At 47.1% G+C, this 17,498-nt stretch carries 16 protein-coding genes; 11 read left to right on the top strand and 5 right to left on the bottom strand.

What is annotated here, in order from left to right:
* Window positions 1-21: 21 nt before the first annotated feature.
* The 3 genes from ACYZ97_RS11605 to ACYZ97_RS11615 all read left to right on the top strand — a co-directional run bounded on the left by ACYZ97_RS11605 (window position 22) and on the right by ACYZ97_RS11615 (window position 1,913).
* Window positions 22-798: an NAD(P)H-dependent oxidoreductase gene (locus ACYZ97_RS11605; RefSeq protein WP_473299030.1), complete on the top strand. Its 777-nt coding sequence runs from the start codon at window positions 22-24 to the stop codon at window positions 796-798.
* Between the two features lie 163 nt (window positions 799-961).
* Entirely contained in the window at window positions 962-1,516 is a 555-nt protein-coding gene (thpR, locus tag ACYZ97_RS11610; RefSeq protein WP_473299032.1) for an RNA 2',3'-cyclic phosphodiesterase, read from the top strand.
* A 61-nt stretch (window positions 1,517-1,577) separates the two neighbouring features.
* Window positions 1,578-1,913 (top strand): hypothetical protein, encoded by a 336-nt coding sequence (locus ACYZ97_RS11615; RefSeq protein WP_473299034.1) that lies wholly within the window; start codon window positions 1,578-1,580, stop codon window positions 1,911-1,913.
* 61 nt (window positions 1,914-1,974) lie between these two features.
* On the opposite strand, the gene grpE is transcribed toward ACYZ97_RS11615, so the two are convergent.
* Entirely contained in the window at window positions 1,975-2,634 is a 660-nt protein-coding gene (gene grpE, locus ACYZ97_RS11620) for a nucleotide exchange factor GrpE (RefSeq protein ID WP_473299036.1), read from the bottom strand.
* A 250-nt stretch (window positions 2,635-2,884) separates the two neighbouring features.
* Window positions 2,885-3,946, bottom strand: coding sequence for a heat-inducible transcriptional repressor HrcA (hrcA, locus tag ACYZ97_RS11625; protein WP_473299037.1), 1,062 nt, complete (start codon window positions 3,944-3,946; stop codon window positions 2,885-2,887).
* 119 nt (window positions 3,947-4,065) lie between these two features.
* On the opposite strand from hrcA, the gene rph reads away from it, so the two are divergent.
* The 6 genes from rph (at window position 4,066) to ACYZ97_RS11655 (ending at window position 9,318) form a co-directional block, all read left to right on the top strand.
* A complete protein-coding gene (gene rph / locus ACYZ97_RS11630; protein WP_473299038.1) occupies window positions 4,066-4,785 on the top strand; it encodes a ribonuclease PH in 720 nt (239 codons plus the stop codon).
* Entirely contained in the window at window positions 4,782-5,429 is a 648-nt protein-coding gene (gene rdgB, locus ACYZ97_RS11635) for an RdgB/HAM1 family non-canonical purine NTP pyrophosphatase (protein WP_473299040.1), read from the top strand. Before rph ends, rdgB begins: the two co-directional genes overlap by 4 nt.
* A 4-nt stretch (window positions 5,430-5,433) precedes the next feature.
* Window positions 5,434-6,591, top strand: coding sequence for a radical SAM family heme chaperone HemW (hemW, locus tag ACYZ97_RS11640; RefSeq protein WP_473299042.1), 1,158 nt, complete (start codon window positions 5,434-5,436; stop codon window positions 6,589-6,591).
* Between the two features lie 65 nt (window positions 6,592-6,656).
* Complete coding sequence (gene argB, locus ACYZ97_RS11645) at window positions 6,657-7,562, top strand: acetylglutamate kinase (RefSeq protein ID WP_473299043.1); 906 nt, start codon at window positions 6,657-6,659, stop codon at window positions 7,560-7,562.
* A gap of 194 nt (window positions 7,563-7,756) precedes the next feature.
* A complete protein-coding gene (locus ACYZ97_RS11650) occupies window positions 7,757-8,404 on the top strand; it encodes a pyrimidine 5'-nucleotidase (protein ID WP_473299045.1) in 648 nt (215 codons plus the stop codon).
* An 11-nt stretch (window positions 8,405-8,415) separates the two neighbouring features.
* On the top strand, window positions 8,416-9,318 hold the full coding sequence (locus tag ACYZ97_RS11655) for a DMT family transporter (RefSeq protein WP_473299047.1): 903 nt from the start codon (window positions 8,416-8,418) through the stop codon (window positions 9,316-9,318).
* Here ACYZ97_RS11655 and ACYZ97_RS11660 read toward each other — a convergent pair.
* Window positions 9,296-10,135, bottom strand: a complete 840-nt coding sequence (locus ACYZ97_RS11660; protein WP_473299049.1) for an LOG family protein — start codon at window positions 10,133-10,135, stop codon at window positions 9,296-9,298. The genes ACYZ97_RS11655 and ACYZ97_RS11660 overlap by 23 nt on opposite strands.
* 103 nt (window positions 10,136-10,238) lie before the next feature.
* Here ACYZ97_RS11660 and dapD point away from each other — a divergent pair, with 103 nt between their 5' ends.
* Together dapD and ACYZ97_RS11670 are read left to right on the top strand one after the other, a co-directional pair.
* Complete coding sequence (gene dapD / locus ACYZ97_RS11665) at window positions 10,239-11,087, top strand: 2,3,4,5-tetrahydropyridine-2,6-dicarboxylate N-succinyltransferase (RefSeq protein WP_473299051.1); 849 nt, start codon at window positions 10,239-10,241, stop codon at window positions 11,085-11,087.
* A 5-nt stretch (window positions 11,088-11,092) separates the two neighbouring features.
* Window positions 11,093-11,527 (top strand): hypothetical protein, encoded by a 435-nt coding sequence (locus ACYZ97_RS11670; protein ID WP_473299052.1) that lies wholly within the window; start codon window positions 11,093-11,095, stop codon window positions 11,525-11,527.
* On the opposite strand, the gene ACYZ97_RS11675 is transcribed toward ACYZ97_RS11670, so the two are convergent.
* Window positions 11,521-15,435, bottom strand: a complete 3,915-nt coding sequence (locus tag ACYZ97_RS11675) for a translocation/assembly module TamB domain-containing protein (RefSeq protein ID WP_473299054.1) — start codon at window positions 15,433-15,435, stop codon at window positions 11,521-11,523. The genes ACYZ97_RS11670 and ACYZ97_RS11675 overlap by 7 nt on opposite strands.
* Window positions 15,436-17,394, bottom strand: a complete 1,959-nt coding sequence (locus tag ACYZ97_RS11680) for an autotransporter assembly complex protein TamA (protein WP_473299056.1) — start codon at window positions 17,392-17,394, stop codon at window positions 15,436-15,438.
* Window positions 17,395-17,498: the final 104 nt, after the last annotated feature.

Consider the following 17,498-nt stretch of genomic DNA (forward strand, 5'->3'; position numbering starts at 1 on the left):
ATTTGATTGGAGATAAAATTGATGAAAACACTGATTATCTATGCCCACCCCGAACCGCGTTCGCTCAATGGGGCACTCAAGGATTTTATGGTACGGTATCTGGAAGAGCACGGCCATAAAGTTCAAGTTTCAGATCTTTATCAGATGGAATGGAAAACGACTCTGGATGCGCGTGATACAGGACTGGCATCACCCGATTCTGCGTTTGATGCTATGAAGGATTCGGAACGTGCTTTTAAAAATGGCACATTGAGTGATGATATTATTGCCGAGCAGCAAAAGCTTTTATGGGCGGATACGGTTATTTTCCAGTTTCCTCTTTGGTGGTTTGCCATGCCGGCGATTATGAAGGGCTGGATTGATCGGGTTTATGCCTATGGTTTCAGTTATGGTGTAGGTGATTACACACCAAGCCATTGGGGTGACCGTTATGGCGAAGGCAAGATGAGCGGCAAAAGAGCCATGCTGCTGGTGACAACCGGTGGCTGGGAATCTCATTTTAGCCCGCGCGGTATCAATGGTTCTATGGATGAGTTACTGTTTCCGATCCAGCACGGCTTGCTATTTTATCCGGGATTTAGTGTTATGCCGCCTTTTGTTGTTCATCGCACCGGTAAGATCGACAAAAAGCGATATGAGGATATTTGTACGGATTTACAATTGCGGCTTGATCGTTTTTGGATAGATGAGCCGATTGCTTATCGTAAACAGAATGATGGCGCCTATACGATACCCGATCTTGTTTTGAAGCCGCAATATAGCCCTGGGAAAACAGGTCTGTCGGTTCATCGTGAATAGTTCCTATATTATTTGGTATCATGGTATTGGGATAACGGCATTGATGTCTTGTCAGATTAGGGAATCGATGTTTCAATGAGCTAACAAGAATCACGAGGTGATATGCCCTTTTGGGCGCATGTCGTTATCCTGAAACCGGTTTCCATTTTTAGGAGACATGCGCATGCCACGTTTATTTGCCGCTTTGGAAATTCCCCATCAGGCTTCGCTGTCTCTTTCATTGTTAAGGGGCGGCTTGCCCGGTGCACGTTGGATTGATGCTGAAAATTATCATATAACCTTGCGTTTCTTTGGTAATATGGAAAACCATATTGCCGATGAATTGGTCTATGCACTTGATCGTGTTGAACGTCCACCTTTTGATCTATCCTTGAATGGAATTGATATTTTCGGTTCTAAAAAACCGCATTCGCTTTTTGCCCGGGTTGAACCATCGGATGCGCTCGACCAGCTGCAGAGCGAAATTGACCGTATTGCCAAACGATTGGGAATAACAACAGAGAAGACACGCTTTGTGCCACATGTCACGGTGGCAAGGTTACGGCAGGTGCGTTTGGACGATCTTCTGCCTTATCTTTCAACACGTGGTCATTTTTTATGTCCACCGTTTCACGTAAATCGTTTTGTATTGATGTCATCTAAGGAATCGGTTGGCGGTGGTCCATATGTCATTGAAGAAAGCTGGGCGTTAAGAGAAAAACAACCTCTGTTGGTTTAAAGTGTTTTAATATATACATATTCGTATATTGATTCGGCCTTGAATATGGTGAGGGATAACGATGAAAAAAATAGTTTTGGCGCTGGCATTTGTTGGCATGGGCGCAAGTTTTGGTTTATCAGCAAACGCTGCTGATTTGGTTGGTTACCCGAATGTGCCCGAGGCCTATTCAAAATGCACATTTAAAGTGATTGAAAAGAAAAAAGTTGAATTGAACCAGCTTTATTATAATCAACTGAAGCCGCAAAATACAAAAGTATCAAAGGATTGGGCGCAAAAGATTGTTGACGTACGTGCCAATCTTACCCGCTCAGGCCTGCCGGATGCACCTTGTGTTCAGCTTGACGAGGCATTGACAGCCATCAAGGCTGATCTCGGTCAAGTTGCAAACCATTAAATATAAGATTTAATAAAAAATCCGCTTCATGATGATGAGGCGGGTTTTTCTTTGCCCTGCTTTATACAGAAGGTTCGCCTTGCGGGTTTTCCGCTGTTTCTTTTGGGCCGCCTTTACTTACGCCTACCATGGCTGGACGTAGTACCCGATCGCCAATGACATATCCAGCCTGCACGACCTGTTGGACTGTATTATTAGGGACATCTGCATTAGGAATTTCAAACATCGCCTGATGGAAATTAGGATCGAATTTTTGTCCTTCCGGCTCGATTTTTTTAACGCCATGACGTTCCATCGCCGCCATCATGGCGCGTTCGGTCATCTCAACGCCTTCTGCCAAGGCTTTCAGACTTTCATCGGCTTCACGGGCATCGGCAGGGATTGCTTCCAGAGCACGGGCCAAATTGTCGGAAACCGATAGCATGTCACGAGCAAAATTGGCAATTGAGTAGGATTTTGCATCAGCCACATCTTTGGCTGTACGGCGCCGCAGATTTTCCATCTCGGCCGCTACACGCAATACCTGGTCTTTCAATTCTTCATTTTCGGCAGCAAGGGCTGCAACAGGATCAGCGCCTTCATCGGCTTTTTCGTCTTCGAATGCTTCGGCTGCAGCTTCTGCCTTGCGATTTTTCAGAAAATCATCAGCCGCCTTTTTTAATGCCTCGCGATCCGCCGGATTTTTAAGGTCGCGGTTTTCCAGATCATTTTCATCAGACATATGAGCATTCCATTTCTTTTTGGGATTTCTACAAATCTATTGTGATAGATTGCAGATCGATTTGTTTCTGCCACCGATATTGAGGTTTGGATATAAAAAATCAAGAGGTAAGAATAAAAACCTTTATGTCGCAAACAACAAGAAAGGTATCTGGTGCAAGTTTGTTTTCCACGGGTCTTTAATTTACTTCGGCAAGGATCGCTCATAAATCAAGGTTGAGGATGTAGGCTGTATGTAGAGGCAGCTCATTTTATCTCAAAAGTCTTGAAACAAGTTGGGCTGTATAGTCAACCATTGGCACGATGCGTGCATAATTCAATCGTGTCGGACCGATAACGCCAAGTGCGCCAATGACCCGTTGCTCGCTATCGCGATAAGGCGCGACAACCAGAGAAGAACCGGAAAGCGAAAATAGTTTGTTTTCTGATCCGATAAAAATGCGTACGCCTGATCCACCTTCGGCCAGATCCAGCAATTGCACCATGCTTTCACGGGTTTCCAGATCATCGAACAGGTGTTTCAAACGTGCGAGATCGTCTGAGGCCTTAATGTCTTCCAGTAGATTGCCTCGTCCGCGTACAATCAGCTGGGTTTTTTGATTTTGGCCCTCGCCGCCCCATATGGCTAGACCTGCATCGACCAATTGTTGTGAAAGTGCATCAAGTGCTGCGCGTGTTTCTTCGCGTAGCCGTGCAATTTCGAGTTTTGCTTCTGAAAGCGTACGACCTTGAATATGGGCATTAAGAAAATTGGTCGCCTCTGTCAGCTGCGACAATGTCACACCTTCGGGTAATTCAATAATGCGGTTTTCGACATCGCCATTCTGGCTGACTAGAACAGCTAAAGCACGTTTTGAATCGAGTCGGACAAATTCGATATGTTTCAATGTTCCTTCTGTTTTGGTAGCCAGTACCAGTCCGGCACCACGCGAGAGGCCTGATAAAATTTGGCTGGCCTCGGTCAAAAATTGCTCGACTGATTCTGCATGGCCCGCCTCACGTACTTGCGATTCGATGGATTGACGTTCGTCAGGCGGCAGATCGCCTACTTCCATAAAGGCATCGACAAAAAAGCGAAGGCCCGATTGGGTTGGCATCCGGCCTGCAGAGACATGGGGTGAATAGATCAACCCCAGATGTTCAAGGTCGCTCATGACATTGCGGATGGTTGCCGGTGATAGCGATTGCGGCAGCAATCGGGAAAGATTGCGCGAGCCGACGGGTTCGCCATCATTGAGGTAACTTTCAACAATAGAGCGAAAAATATCGCGTGAGCGCTCGTCAAGACTTTTCATGTCATCGGTTAGTGCCATGGCTCTATCCATTTAACGTTATAGAATATCTGTTGCGGAAGTTTTTCTTATATAGGTTTTGCCAAAGTGTGGTCAAATAGTCTAAAGAAAAGCTTGAAGATAAATCAAGTGAGGTTTTTATGCGTCCATCCAATCGTGCGGCCGACCAGATGCGGGAAGTGTCTTTTATCCGCAATGTTAATAAGCATGCTGAAGGCTCCTGCCTTGTTAAATTCGGTGACACCCATGTTTTATGCACAGCAAGTCTTGAAGAGCGTGTGCCGGGCTGGATGCGCAATAGCGGCAAGGGCTGGGTAACAGCCGAATATGGTATGTTGCCGCGCTCGACCGGTGATCGTATGCGCCGTGAAGCTTCTTCCGGCAAACAGGGTGGTCGTACTTTGGAAATCCAGCGTTTGATTTCGCGTTCATTGCGTGCAGTCGTGGATTTGCAGGCTTTGGGTGAAATGCAGATTACAATTGATTGTGATGTGATACAGGCTGATGGCGGTACGCGTACGGCTTCGATTACCGGCGCATGGATTGCACTTTATGATTGTCTGAGCTGGATGCAGTCTCGCCAGATGGTTTTGCGCGACAAGGTGTTGAAAGATCATGTAGCGGCTATTTCTTGCGGCATTTATCAGGGAACACCGGTTATTGATCTCGATTATGTGGAAGATTCCAACGCTGAAACGGATGCCAATTTTGTTATGACCGGCCGTGGCGGTATTGTTGAAATCCAGGGCACGGCCGAGGGTGAACCGTTTTCGGATGATGAATTCAATACGCTGAAAACGCTTGCCAAGAGTGGCATTGCCCAATTGGTAGAATTGCAGAAAAAGGCCGTTGCCGAATGAGAAAGCTTGAAGGCAAGAAGCTGGTTGTTGCTACCCATAATGCTGGAAAACTGAAAGAGATTGCCGATCTGATCGGGCCATTCGGTTTTGAAACACAATCGGCAGGCGGATTGGGCCTACCAGAACCGGAAGAAACGGGCACAACATTTGAAGAAAATGCCTATATCAAAGCTTTTGCGGCGGCTGCAGCTACGGGGCTTCCAGCATTGTCAGATGATTCTGGTATGGCGGCTGATGCATTGGATGGGGCACCGGGTGTCTATACCGCAGATTGGGCCATTCAGCCTGATGGCAAGCGTGATTTTATAAAGGCTATGCAAAAGGTTGAAGATGCCTTGCAAAAGGCAGGAGCTACAGATGAAAGCCAGCGTTCCGGCCGGTTTGTTTCGGTAATCTGCATTGCTTGGCCGGATGGTCATGCTGAATATTTTCGCGGTGAAATTAAAGGTACGTTGGTTTGGCCGCCACGTAGTGGTGATGGATTCGGTTTTGATCCGATGTTCAGGCCGGAAGGTTATGATAAGACCTTTGGTGAAATGACAGCCCAGGAAAAACATGGTTGGAAGCCGGGTGATAAAACGGCCCTTTCACATCGTGCGCGTGCTTTCAAGCTGTTTGCCGAGGCAATATTGGGCGTCCAATAAGGCCATGAACAAGACCGAAGCGTTTGGTGTTTATGTACATTGGCCCTTTTGTGCTGCCAAATGCCCCTATTGTGATTTTAATTCCCATGTCCGTCATGGGGGTGTTGATCAAAGCCTTTATACCAAGGCCTATGATCGTGAAATGGCGATGATGCGTCAACGTATAGGTGCGCGCCATGTTACCAGTATTTTTATTGGTGGCGGCACACCAAGTCTGATGGAACCGAAGACATTGGCGTCTGTTTTGGAAAGTATTGCCAAATATTGGACGATTGATAATCAGGCTGAAATCACCATGGAAGCCAATCCATCAAGTGTAGAGGCAGATCGTTTCAAGGCTTATCGTGCCGCCGGTGTCAACCGTTTGTCTTTGGGCGTGCAGGCATTGGATGATAACGAATTAAGACGGCTCGGGCGATTGCATGATGTCGCTCAAGCCCGCTATGCTATCGGTCTTGCCCGCGAAATTTTTCCGAGGCTTTCGTTTGATTTGATTTATGCACGCCCTGACCAGAATTTGGATTCATGGGAAAAAGAGTTGCATCAGGCGATTGATCTGGCGGCAGATCATTTATCACTTTATCAATTGACAATTGAAGAAGGGACGATGTTTCAGCGGCTTTATGAGGCTGGAAAACTTAAAATGCCTGAGCCGGAACATGCTGCCGATCTTTATCAAATAACACAAGGAATAACGGCAAGCCGCGGCTTACCAGCCTATGAAATATCCAACCACGCAGTATCCGGTGCCGAGTCGCGCCATAATCTTCTTTATTGGCGTTATCAGCAATATGTTGGTATCGGACCCGGTGCCCATGGGCGGTTTGTCGAGGATGGTCATGAAAAGAGAACAGTAACGATCACTGAGAAATTACCGGAAAAGTGGCTTCAATTGGTGGAAGAAAATGGCCATGGCATTATTGAAGAAGAACACCTTAATCGTGATCAACAGGCCGATGAAATGTTGTTGATGGGATTACGGCTTTATGAAGGTTTTGATGTAACCCGCTATGAAGCATTGGCGAATCGTAGTCTGCCCTCACAAAAGATTGCTGAACTACAGGCTCATGGACTTATCGAACCGATAAGCAATCATCGTTTGCGTGCCACGGCTGAAGGACGTGTTCTGCTTGATCATATTATTAGAGAGCTGGCATCCTAAAAACCTGTTTCCAAGAGATCATTGATCGGTTAATACAGAAAAAACAAATTTTCGGAGAATGTCTTATGTCCGACGCTTTAGATGCTGCTGCCGAAGCTGCTGAAAAACAAGCAGCCCTTCTTTCTTCTGCGCTTCCCTATATGCAGAAATATGAAAACAAGACGGTTGTCGTTAAATATGGTGGTCATGCCATGGGTGATCCGGAGCTTGGCCGCGCCTTTGCCCGTGATATTGCGCTTTTGAAGCAATCCGGCATCAACCCGATTGTCGTTCATGGCGGTGGTCCGCAGATTGCCAATATGTTGAAAAAAATCGGTCTTGAATCAAAATTTGAAGGTGGCCTTCGGGTCACCGATGAAAAGACGGTCGAAATTGTCGAGATGGTGCTGGCCGGTTCCATCAATAAGGAAATTGTTGCGATGATCAATGCCGAAGGCGAATGGGCAATTGGTCTGTGCGGCAAGGATGGCAATATGGTCTTTGCCGAAAAGGCAAAAAAGACCGTGATTGACCCTGATTCCAATATCGAGCGCGTTCTGGATCTGGGCTTTGTCGGGGAGCCGGTAGAAGTTGATCGTACGCTTCTTGATTTACTTGCACGTTCGGAAATGATTCCGGTGCTGGCGCCTGTCGCCCCCGGTCGTGACGGCCATACATATAATATCAATGCCGATACATTTGCCGGTGCAATTGCTGGTGCGCTAAATGCCAAGCGTTTATTGTTCCTGACCGATGTTCCGGGTGTGCTGGACAAGGACGGTAAGCTGTTTAAAGAACTGACTGTCAATCAGGCGCGTGATCTGATCAGGGACGGGACAATTTCTGGTGGTATGATTCCTAAGGTTGAAACCTGTATCGAGGCGATCCAGCGCGGTGTAGAAGGTGTGGTTATCCTTAATGGCAAGACAGCCCATTCGGTGCTTTTAGAATTGTTCACCGAGCGTGGTGCCGGTACATTGATTGTGCCGTAAATATCCATGTCATGCATCATATTTATGATGAGGATGGTTCTGTTGGTAGGCCTTGTGGGTGTTACGTCTGCCTGTGTGCCGTTGGCGCTTAATTTTTATGGTGGCTCCTTTATTGATAGGCTCTGTTCCCAGAGATGAATTCTTATTATGTGACTTTCCTGGTTTTCTTTGAATGAAGAGTATGAATTTTCGTGGTGCTCCAGCAAAAATTAAATAATATCAATACATGGATATTCGATCTTGATGATACGCTTTATCCGCGTGAGAGCGGATTATGGACACAGATCAGCGATCTGATCAGCGCCTATATTAAAAATAGCCTTGGTATCGATGATGGAACAGTAGATGATTTGCGTATATATTTCCGTCAGGAATATGGCGGTGCTCTGCAGGGATTGATGGCTGAATATAAGGTTGATCCAGCAGATTTTTTACAAAAAGTGCATGATATCGACTATTCCGCGCTCAAGCCGGATCCGGCATTGAAATCCATTATGGAAAAGCTTCAAGGATATAAATATCTCTTTACCAATGGTGACCGGCCCCATGCTGAACGTGCATTGGAAAGGATGGCCTTGACCGGTATATTTAACGATATTTATGATATTACCGCAGCCGATCTTATCCCCAAGCCCAAGATTGAAACCTATGAGAAATTTTTGCAAAAATATGACATAGAGCCGGGCTGTGCGATCATGTTCGAGGATTCATTGATGAATTTGCAAAGCTGTAAACAGGTCGGCATGCATACTGTGCTGATTGGACCGCATATAGAGCCATTGCCAGATTATATTGATGCGCAGGCGGATTGTCTGATAGCCTTTTTTGACCGTTATTTGTGATTGTAATACAGATGTCGGGCACTGAGACACGCAAATTCATTTTTTTTACTGTTCAGGAATGGGCCTTGATCGGCATTACGATTATTTGGGGCAGTACTTTTCTGATTATCCATTTGGGTATGCGAGAGGCCGGACCGCTGGCTTTTGTGACCGTACGTTTTATGGTCGGAGGTTCTATTTTAGCGCTTGTATTTTTCAAGTTGTTAAAAGGGCTGACCCTGCGTGAATTCTGGACGGGGAGTCTGATCGGACTTTTTCTGTGTTTGGCTTTTTCATTGCAAAGTTTTGGGCTTAAAACCATTACCAGCAGTCATTCGGCTTTTATTACGGCGCTCTATGTGCCGATGGTGCCGATTTTGCAATGGGCTTTGTTAAGAAAACGACCGCGCTTGATGAGTTGGGTCGGGGCTTTGTCTGCTTTTATTGGTTTGATATTACTTTCAGGTCCCGATGCGATGCATTTTTCTTTTTCGCAAGGTGAAATATCGACGGTTCTTGCCGCTGTATCGGTTGCGGTTTTTATTATTCTGATCAGTCTTTTTGCCAATGGTACGGATAGCCGTCGCATCACGGTGGTACAGCTTTTTATGGGCGGTGTTTTTTCACTCTTGTTTATGCCGATAACCGGTGAGGAAATACCGGCCTTTTCATGGGGCTGGATTTTGGCGGCGGTCACATTGGGGGTCATGAGTGCGGTGATCCAGCTGGCGATGAACTGGGCGCAAAAATCTGTCTCACCCACACGTGCTACCATTATCTATGCCTGTGAGCCAGTTTGGGGCGGTATATTCGGCCGTATAGCCGGTGATCGTCTGGCGCCGATGGCGTTTGTTGGTGCCGCTTTTATTTGGGCAGGTATTCTATTGGCTGAATTGCGCCTTAAAAAAACCGTTAAAGCTGATAGAATTCCTTGATCGCATTCCAGCCTTCGGTTGCACTGTCAACAAAAGTCAATAGCTCGACATCGGATGGAGAGATGGTGCCCTGTTCGGCAAGATAGGGGATGTTGAGGACATTATTCCAGAACTCCTTGCCGAACATCAAAACGGGAACGCGGTGCATACGGCCGGTCTGGATCAATGTCAGTGCTTCAAATAATTCATCCATAGTACCGAAACCGCCAGGAAAGATTGCCAAGGCGCGGGCGCGGGTTAAAAAATGCATTTTGCGCATGGCGAAATAATGGAAATTAAAGCAAAGCTCCGGCGTAACATATTGATTTGGGGCCTGTTCATGCGGCAATACGATGTTGAGTCCGATACTGGGTGCGCCGACATCGGCTGCGCCACGGTTTCCTGCTTCCATTACGCCCGGGCCACCGCCGGTTACAATAACAAAATCGCGGTGATAGGTAGTGGCAGAATATTCAGAGCATAATTTTGCAAATTCGCGTGCCTCTGTATAGTAGCGCGATGCGGCTTCAAGATTTTTCTTCTGTTGTTCGTTTTTGGCTGCCCATGCGTCTTGTCCGGGTTCAGGAATACGGGCGCCGCCAAAAAGGACAACGGTTGAATGGATGCCTCGTTCTGTCAGACCAATTTCCGGCTTTGTCAGTTCTAGCCCAATACGGATCGAGCGTAATTCATGGCGTGTCAAAAAGTCCTGATCGGTATAGGCGAGGCGATAGGCCGGCGAACGGGTTTGCAGTGTATCCGGTACTTCATGCAGATGGCCGGCATCTTCGTGTGAATGGGGAAAAGGTGACCAGCCATTTTGTTCTTCACGTGACATATACGTTACCTTTCCATTCAATATGATTGACCGCTTCCGATTCATGGTTTAGGTCAAAAATATAAAGCCTTGACCCTTTAGACTTGCTTAACGGAGAGATAAGATGGCCGATCGTACACAATTGGAAAACATCATTGAAAAAGCGTTTGATGAACGTGAGCATGTCAATGTTTCGACCAAAGGCGAAGTCCGTGACGCTGTGGAGACAGCTCTTGACCTGCTTGATAAGGGTGAACTGCGTGTGGCTGAACGTCAAGCCAATGGTGTGTGGCATGTCAATCAATGGCTAAAAAAGGCTGTGCTACTTTCTTTCCGGTTGAATGCTATGGGGTTGATTTCCGGTGGGCCGGATGGTTCAAGCTGGTGGGACAAGGTGCCGTCGAAATTTGACGGTTGGGGTGCCGGTCATTTTGAAAAGGCAGCGTTTCGCGCTGTGCCCAATGCGGTGGTACGCCATTCAGCCTTTATTGCGCCCAGTGTTGTTTTGATGCCGTCTTTTGTCAATCTTGGCGCCTATGTTGATGAAGGCACCATGGTTGATACATGGGCAACGGTCGGGTCTTGTGCGCAGATCGGCAAACATGTGCATTTATCCGGCGGCGTTGGTATCGGCGGTGTGTTGGAGCCATTACAGGCCGGCCCGACCATTATTGAGGATAATTGCTTTATCGGAGCACGTTCAGAAGTGGTTGAAGGTTGTATTATCCGCGAAGGTGCCGTATTGGGCATGGGTGTCTATATCGGCAAATCAACCAAAATTGTCGATCGTGCGACCGGTGAAATCACTTATGGCGAAGTGCCTCCCTATTCGGTTGTTGTTGCCGGTACCATGCCGGGCAAGCCATTCCCAAATGGTCAGGAAGGCCCCAGCCTTTATTGTGCGGTGATCGTTAAGCGTGTTGATGAAAAGACCCGTTCTAAAACCTCAATCAATGATCTTTTGAGAGATTAATTCTGATGTCGGATAGTGAACATGAATATAAGAATCATGACAAAAAGGCGCTGCTTGCTTTTTTCATTTGTGTGATTGTCTGTGGGCTTGTTGGCGTTGTTGCCGTTTCTATCGTTAGTGGTGAGTTACTCGACATACAATCTTTTTTTGCTTTTACTGCGACCTTTGGCGTATGTGGTCTGCTGATAGCTGTACCTGTTGCCATCAAGGTTCTTGAGAGCGGTTATGCCAGTTTTACTTATCATCTGGTGACTGCGGTCATTGCTCTTTATCTTCTTCTTTTAATATTTTTTGTTTATAAGGAACTTGATTTCACTCTCGGTCAGTACTTTTTTAGCGGTATAAAACTGCTTATTGTTTTTTTTCCTATAGCTTTCATTAATTGGTTGCTCTGCGATTTTATGGGGACATACGTTTCTAAAAACAGGGCTGATCAATAGTCTTTTTCATAGAAGACACCGACACTGGAATCTCCTTCTGCGCCAAGTGATCCTTTAGCTTTGGTATTTTTGGATATATCGAGATTGACCGTGCCTTTGGTGTTGCCGCCGGATCCGGCTTCTACACCGAGATAGATGTTGTCGCGGATATAACGGCCTGCCCGCACACCGGTATTGCCTTGGGCATCGGTAATGACATCAAGATCGTCAAGGCCGGTATTGGCGCGAAGTGCACCCAGCAGCGAATTATTGGTGACACCGGCAAGCTCTGCTGCTGCCGAAGCCAATTGCGCAACCTGGAAAGCAGAAAGCTCGCCAATAGAACGGTTGAAGATAAGTTGGGCCAAGACTTCATCCTGAGGCAATTCGGGTTGTGATGCAAAGTCGATCTTGAGATCTTGTACTGTACCGGAAACTGTAACGGTTACAACAATATCCTGCCCTTCGGTACGAGCGACGAAATAGAGATCGGGATTCATGTTTCCGCTCATGGTGACACGGCCTTCGTCAAATGTCAGGCGTTGCGATAGAATATCAAAACGGCCACGCAACATATTGAAAGCACCGATAGGGCGAATATTGGTAACAGGGCCGACCAGTCCGAGATTGCCACCTAATTCTACATCCAGTCCACGACCGCGGACAAATATCTGGTTGGGGGCGCGGATACGCATTTTAAGTTGTGGCACGCTTGGCCGCGCAGTAGGAACCGGTGCGCTATTTTTTGCAATATCAATGCGTGCTCGTTCCAGTGTTGTTGCAACAGGCGGTGTCATATTTTTATGATCAACATCGAATTGGGATGCGCCGCCAAAAGTGCTGGGTACTGTGATTTCAGCATGTTCAATGGTAATATCACCGCCAATGACCGGATCATGTAACAAAGCACCGCTGACAGAAACCTGTCCATTAACAGTGGCGATTACCATTTTACCATCGGCATAGCGGAAGTGGTCGAGATTGACATGAATATCGGCCGGGAAATTCTGTGCTGCATCTGTTGAGACGTAACCGCTGGCTGAAAGTCCTCCACCGGCTGATGATTGCGCCTGGATTGAATCAATGGCAATCCTGTCACCTTGCAGACTTCCGGTGACATTAATGCCTTTGAGATGAAGATTGCTTTCTGCATCAATGAAAGAGCCATTGGCGACATTGAAAGAACCACCAAGGCGTGGATTGGTAATGGAGCCTTGCACAGTAGCATTCAGATTCAATGTGCCTGTCGCTTGCGCACCGCGCTCGGCCAGAATCTTGTTGGCAAGGCCGAGCGGGGCTGAACCGTCAATTTTCAGATCGAGGCCGTTGCCGGAAAGCGGAAGGGCACCATGCGCATTGATATTAAGATTCTGCGGCCCATTGGCGCTAAAGTTTTCAAGCGCGAGCCGGTTATTGGCGAATGTGCCGTTACCTTTCAGGCTGAGCGGCGCAAGACCATTATCGGCAAGCGTTTTGGCGCTTAAAGACTGACCGGTCAGGCTGAAACTGGCTGAAGGATTTTGTATATTACCGGTGATATGGGCGGTACCATTGATGGCGCCACCAAGATTCTGGTTTGCAACGAAGCCGTTGGCGAGGGTGACCGGCAGATTACGCAGATTGACATTTACATCAAGATTGCCATTGCCCATCGGTACATGCCCTGCCGCATTGATATCCAGACCACCGCCAGCGATATCGGCATTGAAATCGAGCATATTATTCTTGGTGGATCCTTGTGCATCGAGATTGATGGTTGGAACATTTTTTTCACGTAACAGGGCGCTGGAAAGATCACGTCCTTGAAAGTTGAAAGAAAGGTCGGGACTGGTTTTGTGACCATTAATGTTGATACCGCCGGAAAGGGTGCCGCTCAGACCCAATTCTGGTTTAACAAGGTTAGCGAGAGAGAGTGGCAGGCGTTGCATATTGATTTCAATGCCGAGGTCATCGGCAATGACACCGTCGGCTTTGATATGACCGTCATTGACATTAAGGTAGAATGACGAGACAGTGATGCCGGTTTGTGAAAGACGCAAGGCAAACGGATTATTGGCTTGAACCGCAACGTCCTGACCCTTAATATTGAGCGTGTTGAATTGCGCATTCCATTCCTTGTTTTCAAGCGGCGTCAATGCACCGGAAAGACTGGCGGCAATATTATTTTGCAGATTGGCATTGATATCGAAATTTGTATCATTGCCTTGAGTAATAGCCTTGGCTTGCAATTGGTGAATAATATAGCCTGCGGTTGCTATTGTCTTGGCATTTACATTGCCGTCAGCCTGTAACTTTCCAAAAAGATCATGCAATACCAGATTGGTATCAAGCGATTCTATATCGATAAGGGCGGTACCTTTATTGCCGATATGTACATTTTGGGCGCGCGCGACAATATTGGCTTCTTGCTTGCCGCCATTGTCTGCAAGTGCGATATTCGCCTTGATTGTACCTTTACCCTGAAGCAATGCCAGAGCCGTGAGACTTTCAATGTCGGGTGCATCAATATGCAGCGCACCGTTGATAAGTGCATTTCTACTTTGGCGCAGGTTACCGGCAACTTTGATGTTGCCCAGTGATAATTGCAGTTCTTTCAACTGTCGTCCGGTCTGATCATCGGAAAAATTGGCATTGAGATTGAGAATTTCATGATTGAACTTTCCATTGACCAGTATTTGGCCGGCAAGTTCCATGAAGGATGCATCGGGACGGTTGATCGTGGTGCTGAGGGTGGCCGTGGTGTCTTCAAGTTTGCGGCCGGAAATAACGGCGCTATCAATTTCGGCTTTGGCATCAATGTTTATGATGTTGTTCTGGTTGCGTGCCGTGAGCGTGGTATGAAGACCGCCTTGGGCCAGATCATGTAACTTGGCCATATCGGCGACATCGGCAGTGGCTTTCAGATCAAAAGCGCCGTTTCCGAGATTGTACTGGCCGACAGCTTGCAATTGTGCGCCGGCATTGACTGATAGACTGTCGATAAAGAAAATCTGCCCATCAGAGGTCTTTTTTAAGGCGCCTATAAGATCGAGTGTTGTCTCCTCACCCAGAAAAGGGCCAATGTTGGATGGCATGATGCGTGCAATCGGGCCTTTGAGTGATGTATTAAGCGCAACAGCTTTATCTTGTGAGGCCAGCTTAATTTTACCGTCAAGCACGCGGGCATGGTCGGCATCAAGTGTGATGTCGGCATTCAGATCTGTCCAGCTGCCTTGTCCTTTAATATTGAAGTCAAGAGCAGGACGTCCTTCAAATTGTGCCAGATTGGCGACAATGCCGTTTTGTGGCTCTTGGATATGGATGGTGATATTGTTGTTGCCGACGGTCTCTTTCAGGTTGATATCGGCGTAAACTGTACCAGCGGCATCCAATCTTTTGAGTTCGATTTTCGTCGATAGAGCCTTGGACTTGAATGTAAGATTGCCGATAGCCGATAATTCGGCTGATTGGCCGATAATGCTTTCGCCTAGGCGGATCACCGGAACATCAAGATTTTTCAGGTCAATGGCAACGGGCAATTGTGGCGGATAAGAAAAACCTTCCGATGGTTCTTTTGTTTTTTTCTGTTCATTGGCAGAAAGTGGTTTGCGTAAGAGATTGATAGTATCGGCATGGAGACGCGCGATATTGACGTTTTTGCCTATCAGGCCAAAGCGGTTCAAATCAAGATTGATATTGTCGAGTTTGAGCCAGATACCGTCACGATCGGCGATGGTAATTTCACGGATATGGGTTTCGCCCCATAATGCACCTTCGACATTGGAAATGCTTATCTTCATATCGGGTGAAGAAATGATATTCTCAATTTTTGTTAAAATCCATGACTTGGTTTTATCCGGTGCGGTATTCAATGCGCTTTGAACATAGACTAATGCCCCGATGATGAGGATAATCAAAGTACCAAGCAGAATGAGCAGTTTCTTTTTCATTTAGAATGCCTGTCCAATACCAATATAGAAACCAAGGTCCGGATCACCCTTGTCGCGGTCAAGCGGTAGGGCAAGATCAAGGCGCATAGGTCCAAGACCTGTTTTGTAACGCAAGCCTACACCGGCGCCGACTTTGGTATTTTCAGCAAAGTCGGGTGTGGATTCTTCACCGACGACACCGGCATCGACAAAGCCGACAAAGCCGATTGTGTCAGTGATCATGGTTCGCATTTCTACTGAACCTTCAGTCAAGGATTTGCCGCCCACGACATTGCCGTTCTTTTTCCGAATGCCGATATTACGGTAGCCATAACCACGAACCGATCCGCCACCACCGGCAAAAAACAGCATATTGGATGGAATTTCTTTTGCATCGGCGCCGGTGATCGAGCCAAGTTTTGCGCGGGCTGCCAGTACATATTTCTCGCTTTTGTCGAGCGCATAATAGGTGCGTCCTTCAATGGTCGCTTTGCCGATGAAATTGCCATACTGGATTTCATAGAGCGGCTGTAGCATCAACTCGCCATAATAGCCGTTTTTAGCGTCGGCCTTGTTGTCACGGCTGTCATAGATAAGTCCGCCTTGCAGGCCGACTGTGGTAAAGTCGCGATTGCCGAAATAATTATCTTCGGTTTTTGTTTGGGCGGCGTTGAAATAGATATTGCCTGATAACTCGTCGGTAAAGATATGGGTAAGGCCCATTTGGCCATAAGCGCCGGTTGCGGTATAATTGTCGAGTACCTCACGTTCGCCTTTTAGCGAGGCTACAAAATTTGTGTCGGGTGTAATGACACCAGGGCGTGTAAAAGTGGTGCCGAGCAAATAACTGAAGTTTTTCGGATTGTAGGAATCGTCTTGTGAGCCGCCAACACCGCTAATTTTGGCATCAAACCGCAGTTTTTCCGCATGGCCGAAAAGGTTGCGGTGCATCCAATAGGCTTCCATGCCGGCGCCATCAAGGGTTGAGTAGCTGCCACCAACCCCAAAACGGCGGGGGGGACGTTCTTGGACAATCAGATTAAGAGGTAAAGAGCCGTCAGGATTTATTTTTTCAGCTTCGCGAATATTGGCAGAGCGGAAAACTTCAAGCTTTGCTAAACGTTTATTGGCTTTGCTAAGATCGTCAGGGTCATATTCATCCCCCTCATGGATACCTGTCATCCATGCGACATAGGCTGAATCCATACGTTGTTTCTTGGAAACATTTTTGACTGTCAATGGGCCATAATGCGCTTTTTGACCGGGTTCGACTTCGATATCGGCATCAACTGTATGGGTAGCATGATCGGCGACGACTTTGCGGTTTTTGACTTCTGCCTTGGCGTAGCCTTGCTGACGCCAGCCTTCGACGGCCAGTTGTCCAGCTTTCAATATGTTGCCGGATGTCGCGACATCACCACTCACAAATCCCTGATTTTGCGGCAAGGGTACTTTATCTTTTTTATTGGTTGGTGGTGGAGCAAGTTCGTGAATGTCGGCGCGGTTGAATTGATATTGTGGCCCTGGATCAATGGTGATGACAATTGTAGAGTGTTCCGGCAGAGAAGTGTCGGCGGCAAGATCAGCAGCCTCATAACCATTGACGGTGATGGAAATAATACCGCCATAGCGTCCTTCGGCATAAAGTGATGCTAGAATTTTCTTATAGTCACCGCGTGCCTTGGCCAATAGTCCAGCAGAACCAGAAGCCGGTTTTTTATGATCGGCGACCAGCGAGGATGCGGCTTTGACAGTTTTGATGCCGTTTTTATCCGCACCGGGTGCGGCAACAATATCGATCGTATAATATTTGGGTTCGCCGATGACATCGGCAGTTTGATCTTGTTTCTTACCCCACAGATGGACACCAAAAAGTGAAAATGCTTGTGCAGGTTGGGGCATGGAAAATGCGAGGGCAATACAGGAAACGGCCGCAAGCGCTGCCTTTTTTATTTCCCGATTGTTTGTTTTTTTACGCATCCAGATGGGAACCCGTTACTCGTACTCGTATAATCAGCTCTTGCTATAGCGACTTTATGGCATCAATAAAACAAGTGACTTCATTATAACCAAAACTTCTTAGA

It is taken from the genome of Bartonella sp. bp_1 (genome assembly GCF_055808085.1).

Excerpts from the sequence above, each read along its gene's own strand:
- ACYZ97_RS11655 (WP_473299047.1), top strand. The coding sequence starts at position 8,416 with ATGTCGGGCACTGAGACACGCAAATTCATTTTTTTTACTGTTCAGGAA.
- dapD (WP_473299051.1), top strand. The coding sequence starts at position 10,239 with ATGGCCGATCGTACACAATTGGAAAACATCATTGAAAAAGCGTTTGAT.
- ACYZ97_RS11605 (WP_473299030.1), top strand. The coding sequence starts at position 22 with ATGAAAACACTGATTATCTATGCCCACCCCGAACCGCGTTCGCTCAAT.
- ACYZ97_RS11675 (WP_473299054.1), bottom strand. The coding sequence starts at position 15,435 with ATGAAAAAGAAACTGCTCATTCTGCTTGGTACTTTGATTATCCTCATC.
- rph (WP_473299038.1), top strand. The coding sequence starts at position 4,066 with ATGCGTCCATCCAATCGTGCGGCCGACCAGATGCGGGAAGTGTCTTTT.
- grpE (WP_473299036.1), bottom strand. The coding sequence starts at position 2,634 with ATGTCTGATGAAAATGATCTGGAAAACCGCGACCTTAAAAATCCGGCG.
- argB (WP_473299043.1), top strand. The coding sequence starts at position 6,657 with ATGTCCGACGCTTTAGATGCTGCTGCCGAAGCTGCTGAAAAACAAGCA.
- hemW (WP_473299042.1), top strand. The coding sequence starts at position 5,434 with ATGAACAAGACCGAAGCGTTTGGTGTTTATGTACATTGGCCCTTTTGT.
- thpR (WP_473299032.1), top strand. The coding sequence starts at position 962 with ATGCCACGTTTATTTGCCGCTTTGGAAATTCCCCATCAGGCTTCGCTG.
- ACYZ97_RS11670 (WP_473299052.1), top strand. The coding sequence starts at position 11,093 with ATGTCGGATAGTGAACATGAATATAAGAATCATGACAAAAAGGCGCTG.
- rdgB (WP_473299040.1), top strand. The coding sequence starts at position 4,782 with ATGAGAAAGCTTGAAGGCAAGAAGCTGGTTGTTGCTACCCATAATGCT.
- ACYZ97_RS11660 (WP_473299049.1), bottom strand. The coding sequence starts at position 10,135 with ATGTCACGTGAAGAACAAAATGGCTGGTCACCTTTTCCCCATTCACAC.
- hrcA (WP_473299037.1), bottom strand. The coding sequence starts at position 3,946 with ATGGCACTAACCGATGACATGAAAAGTCTTGACGAGCGCTCACGCGAT.
- ACYZ97_RS11680 (WP_473299056.1), bottom strand. The coding sequence starts at position 17,394 with ATGCGTAAAAAAACAAACAATCGGGAAATAAAAAAGGCAGCGCTTGCG.
- ACYZ97_RS11615 (WP_473299034.1), top strand. The coding sequence starts at position 1,578 with ATGAAAAAAATAGTTTTGGCGCTGGCATTTGTTGGCATGGGCGCAAGT.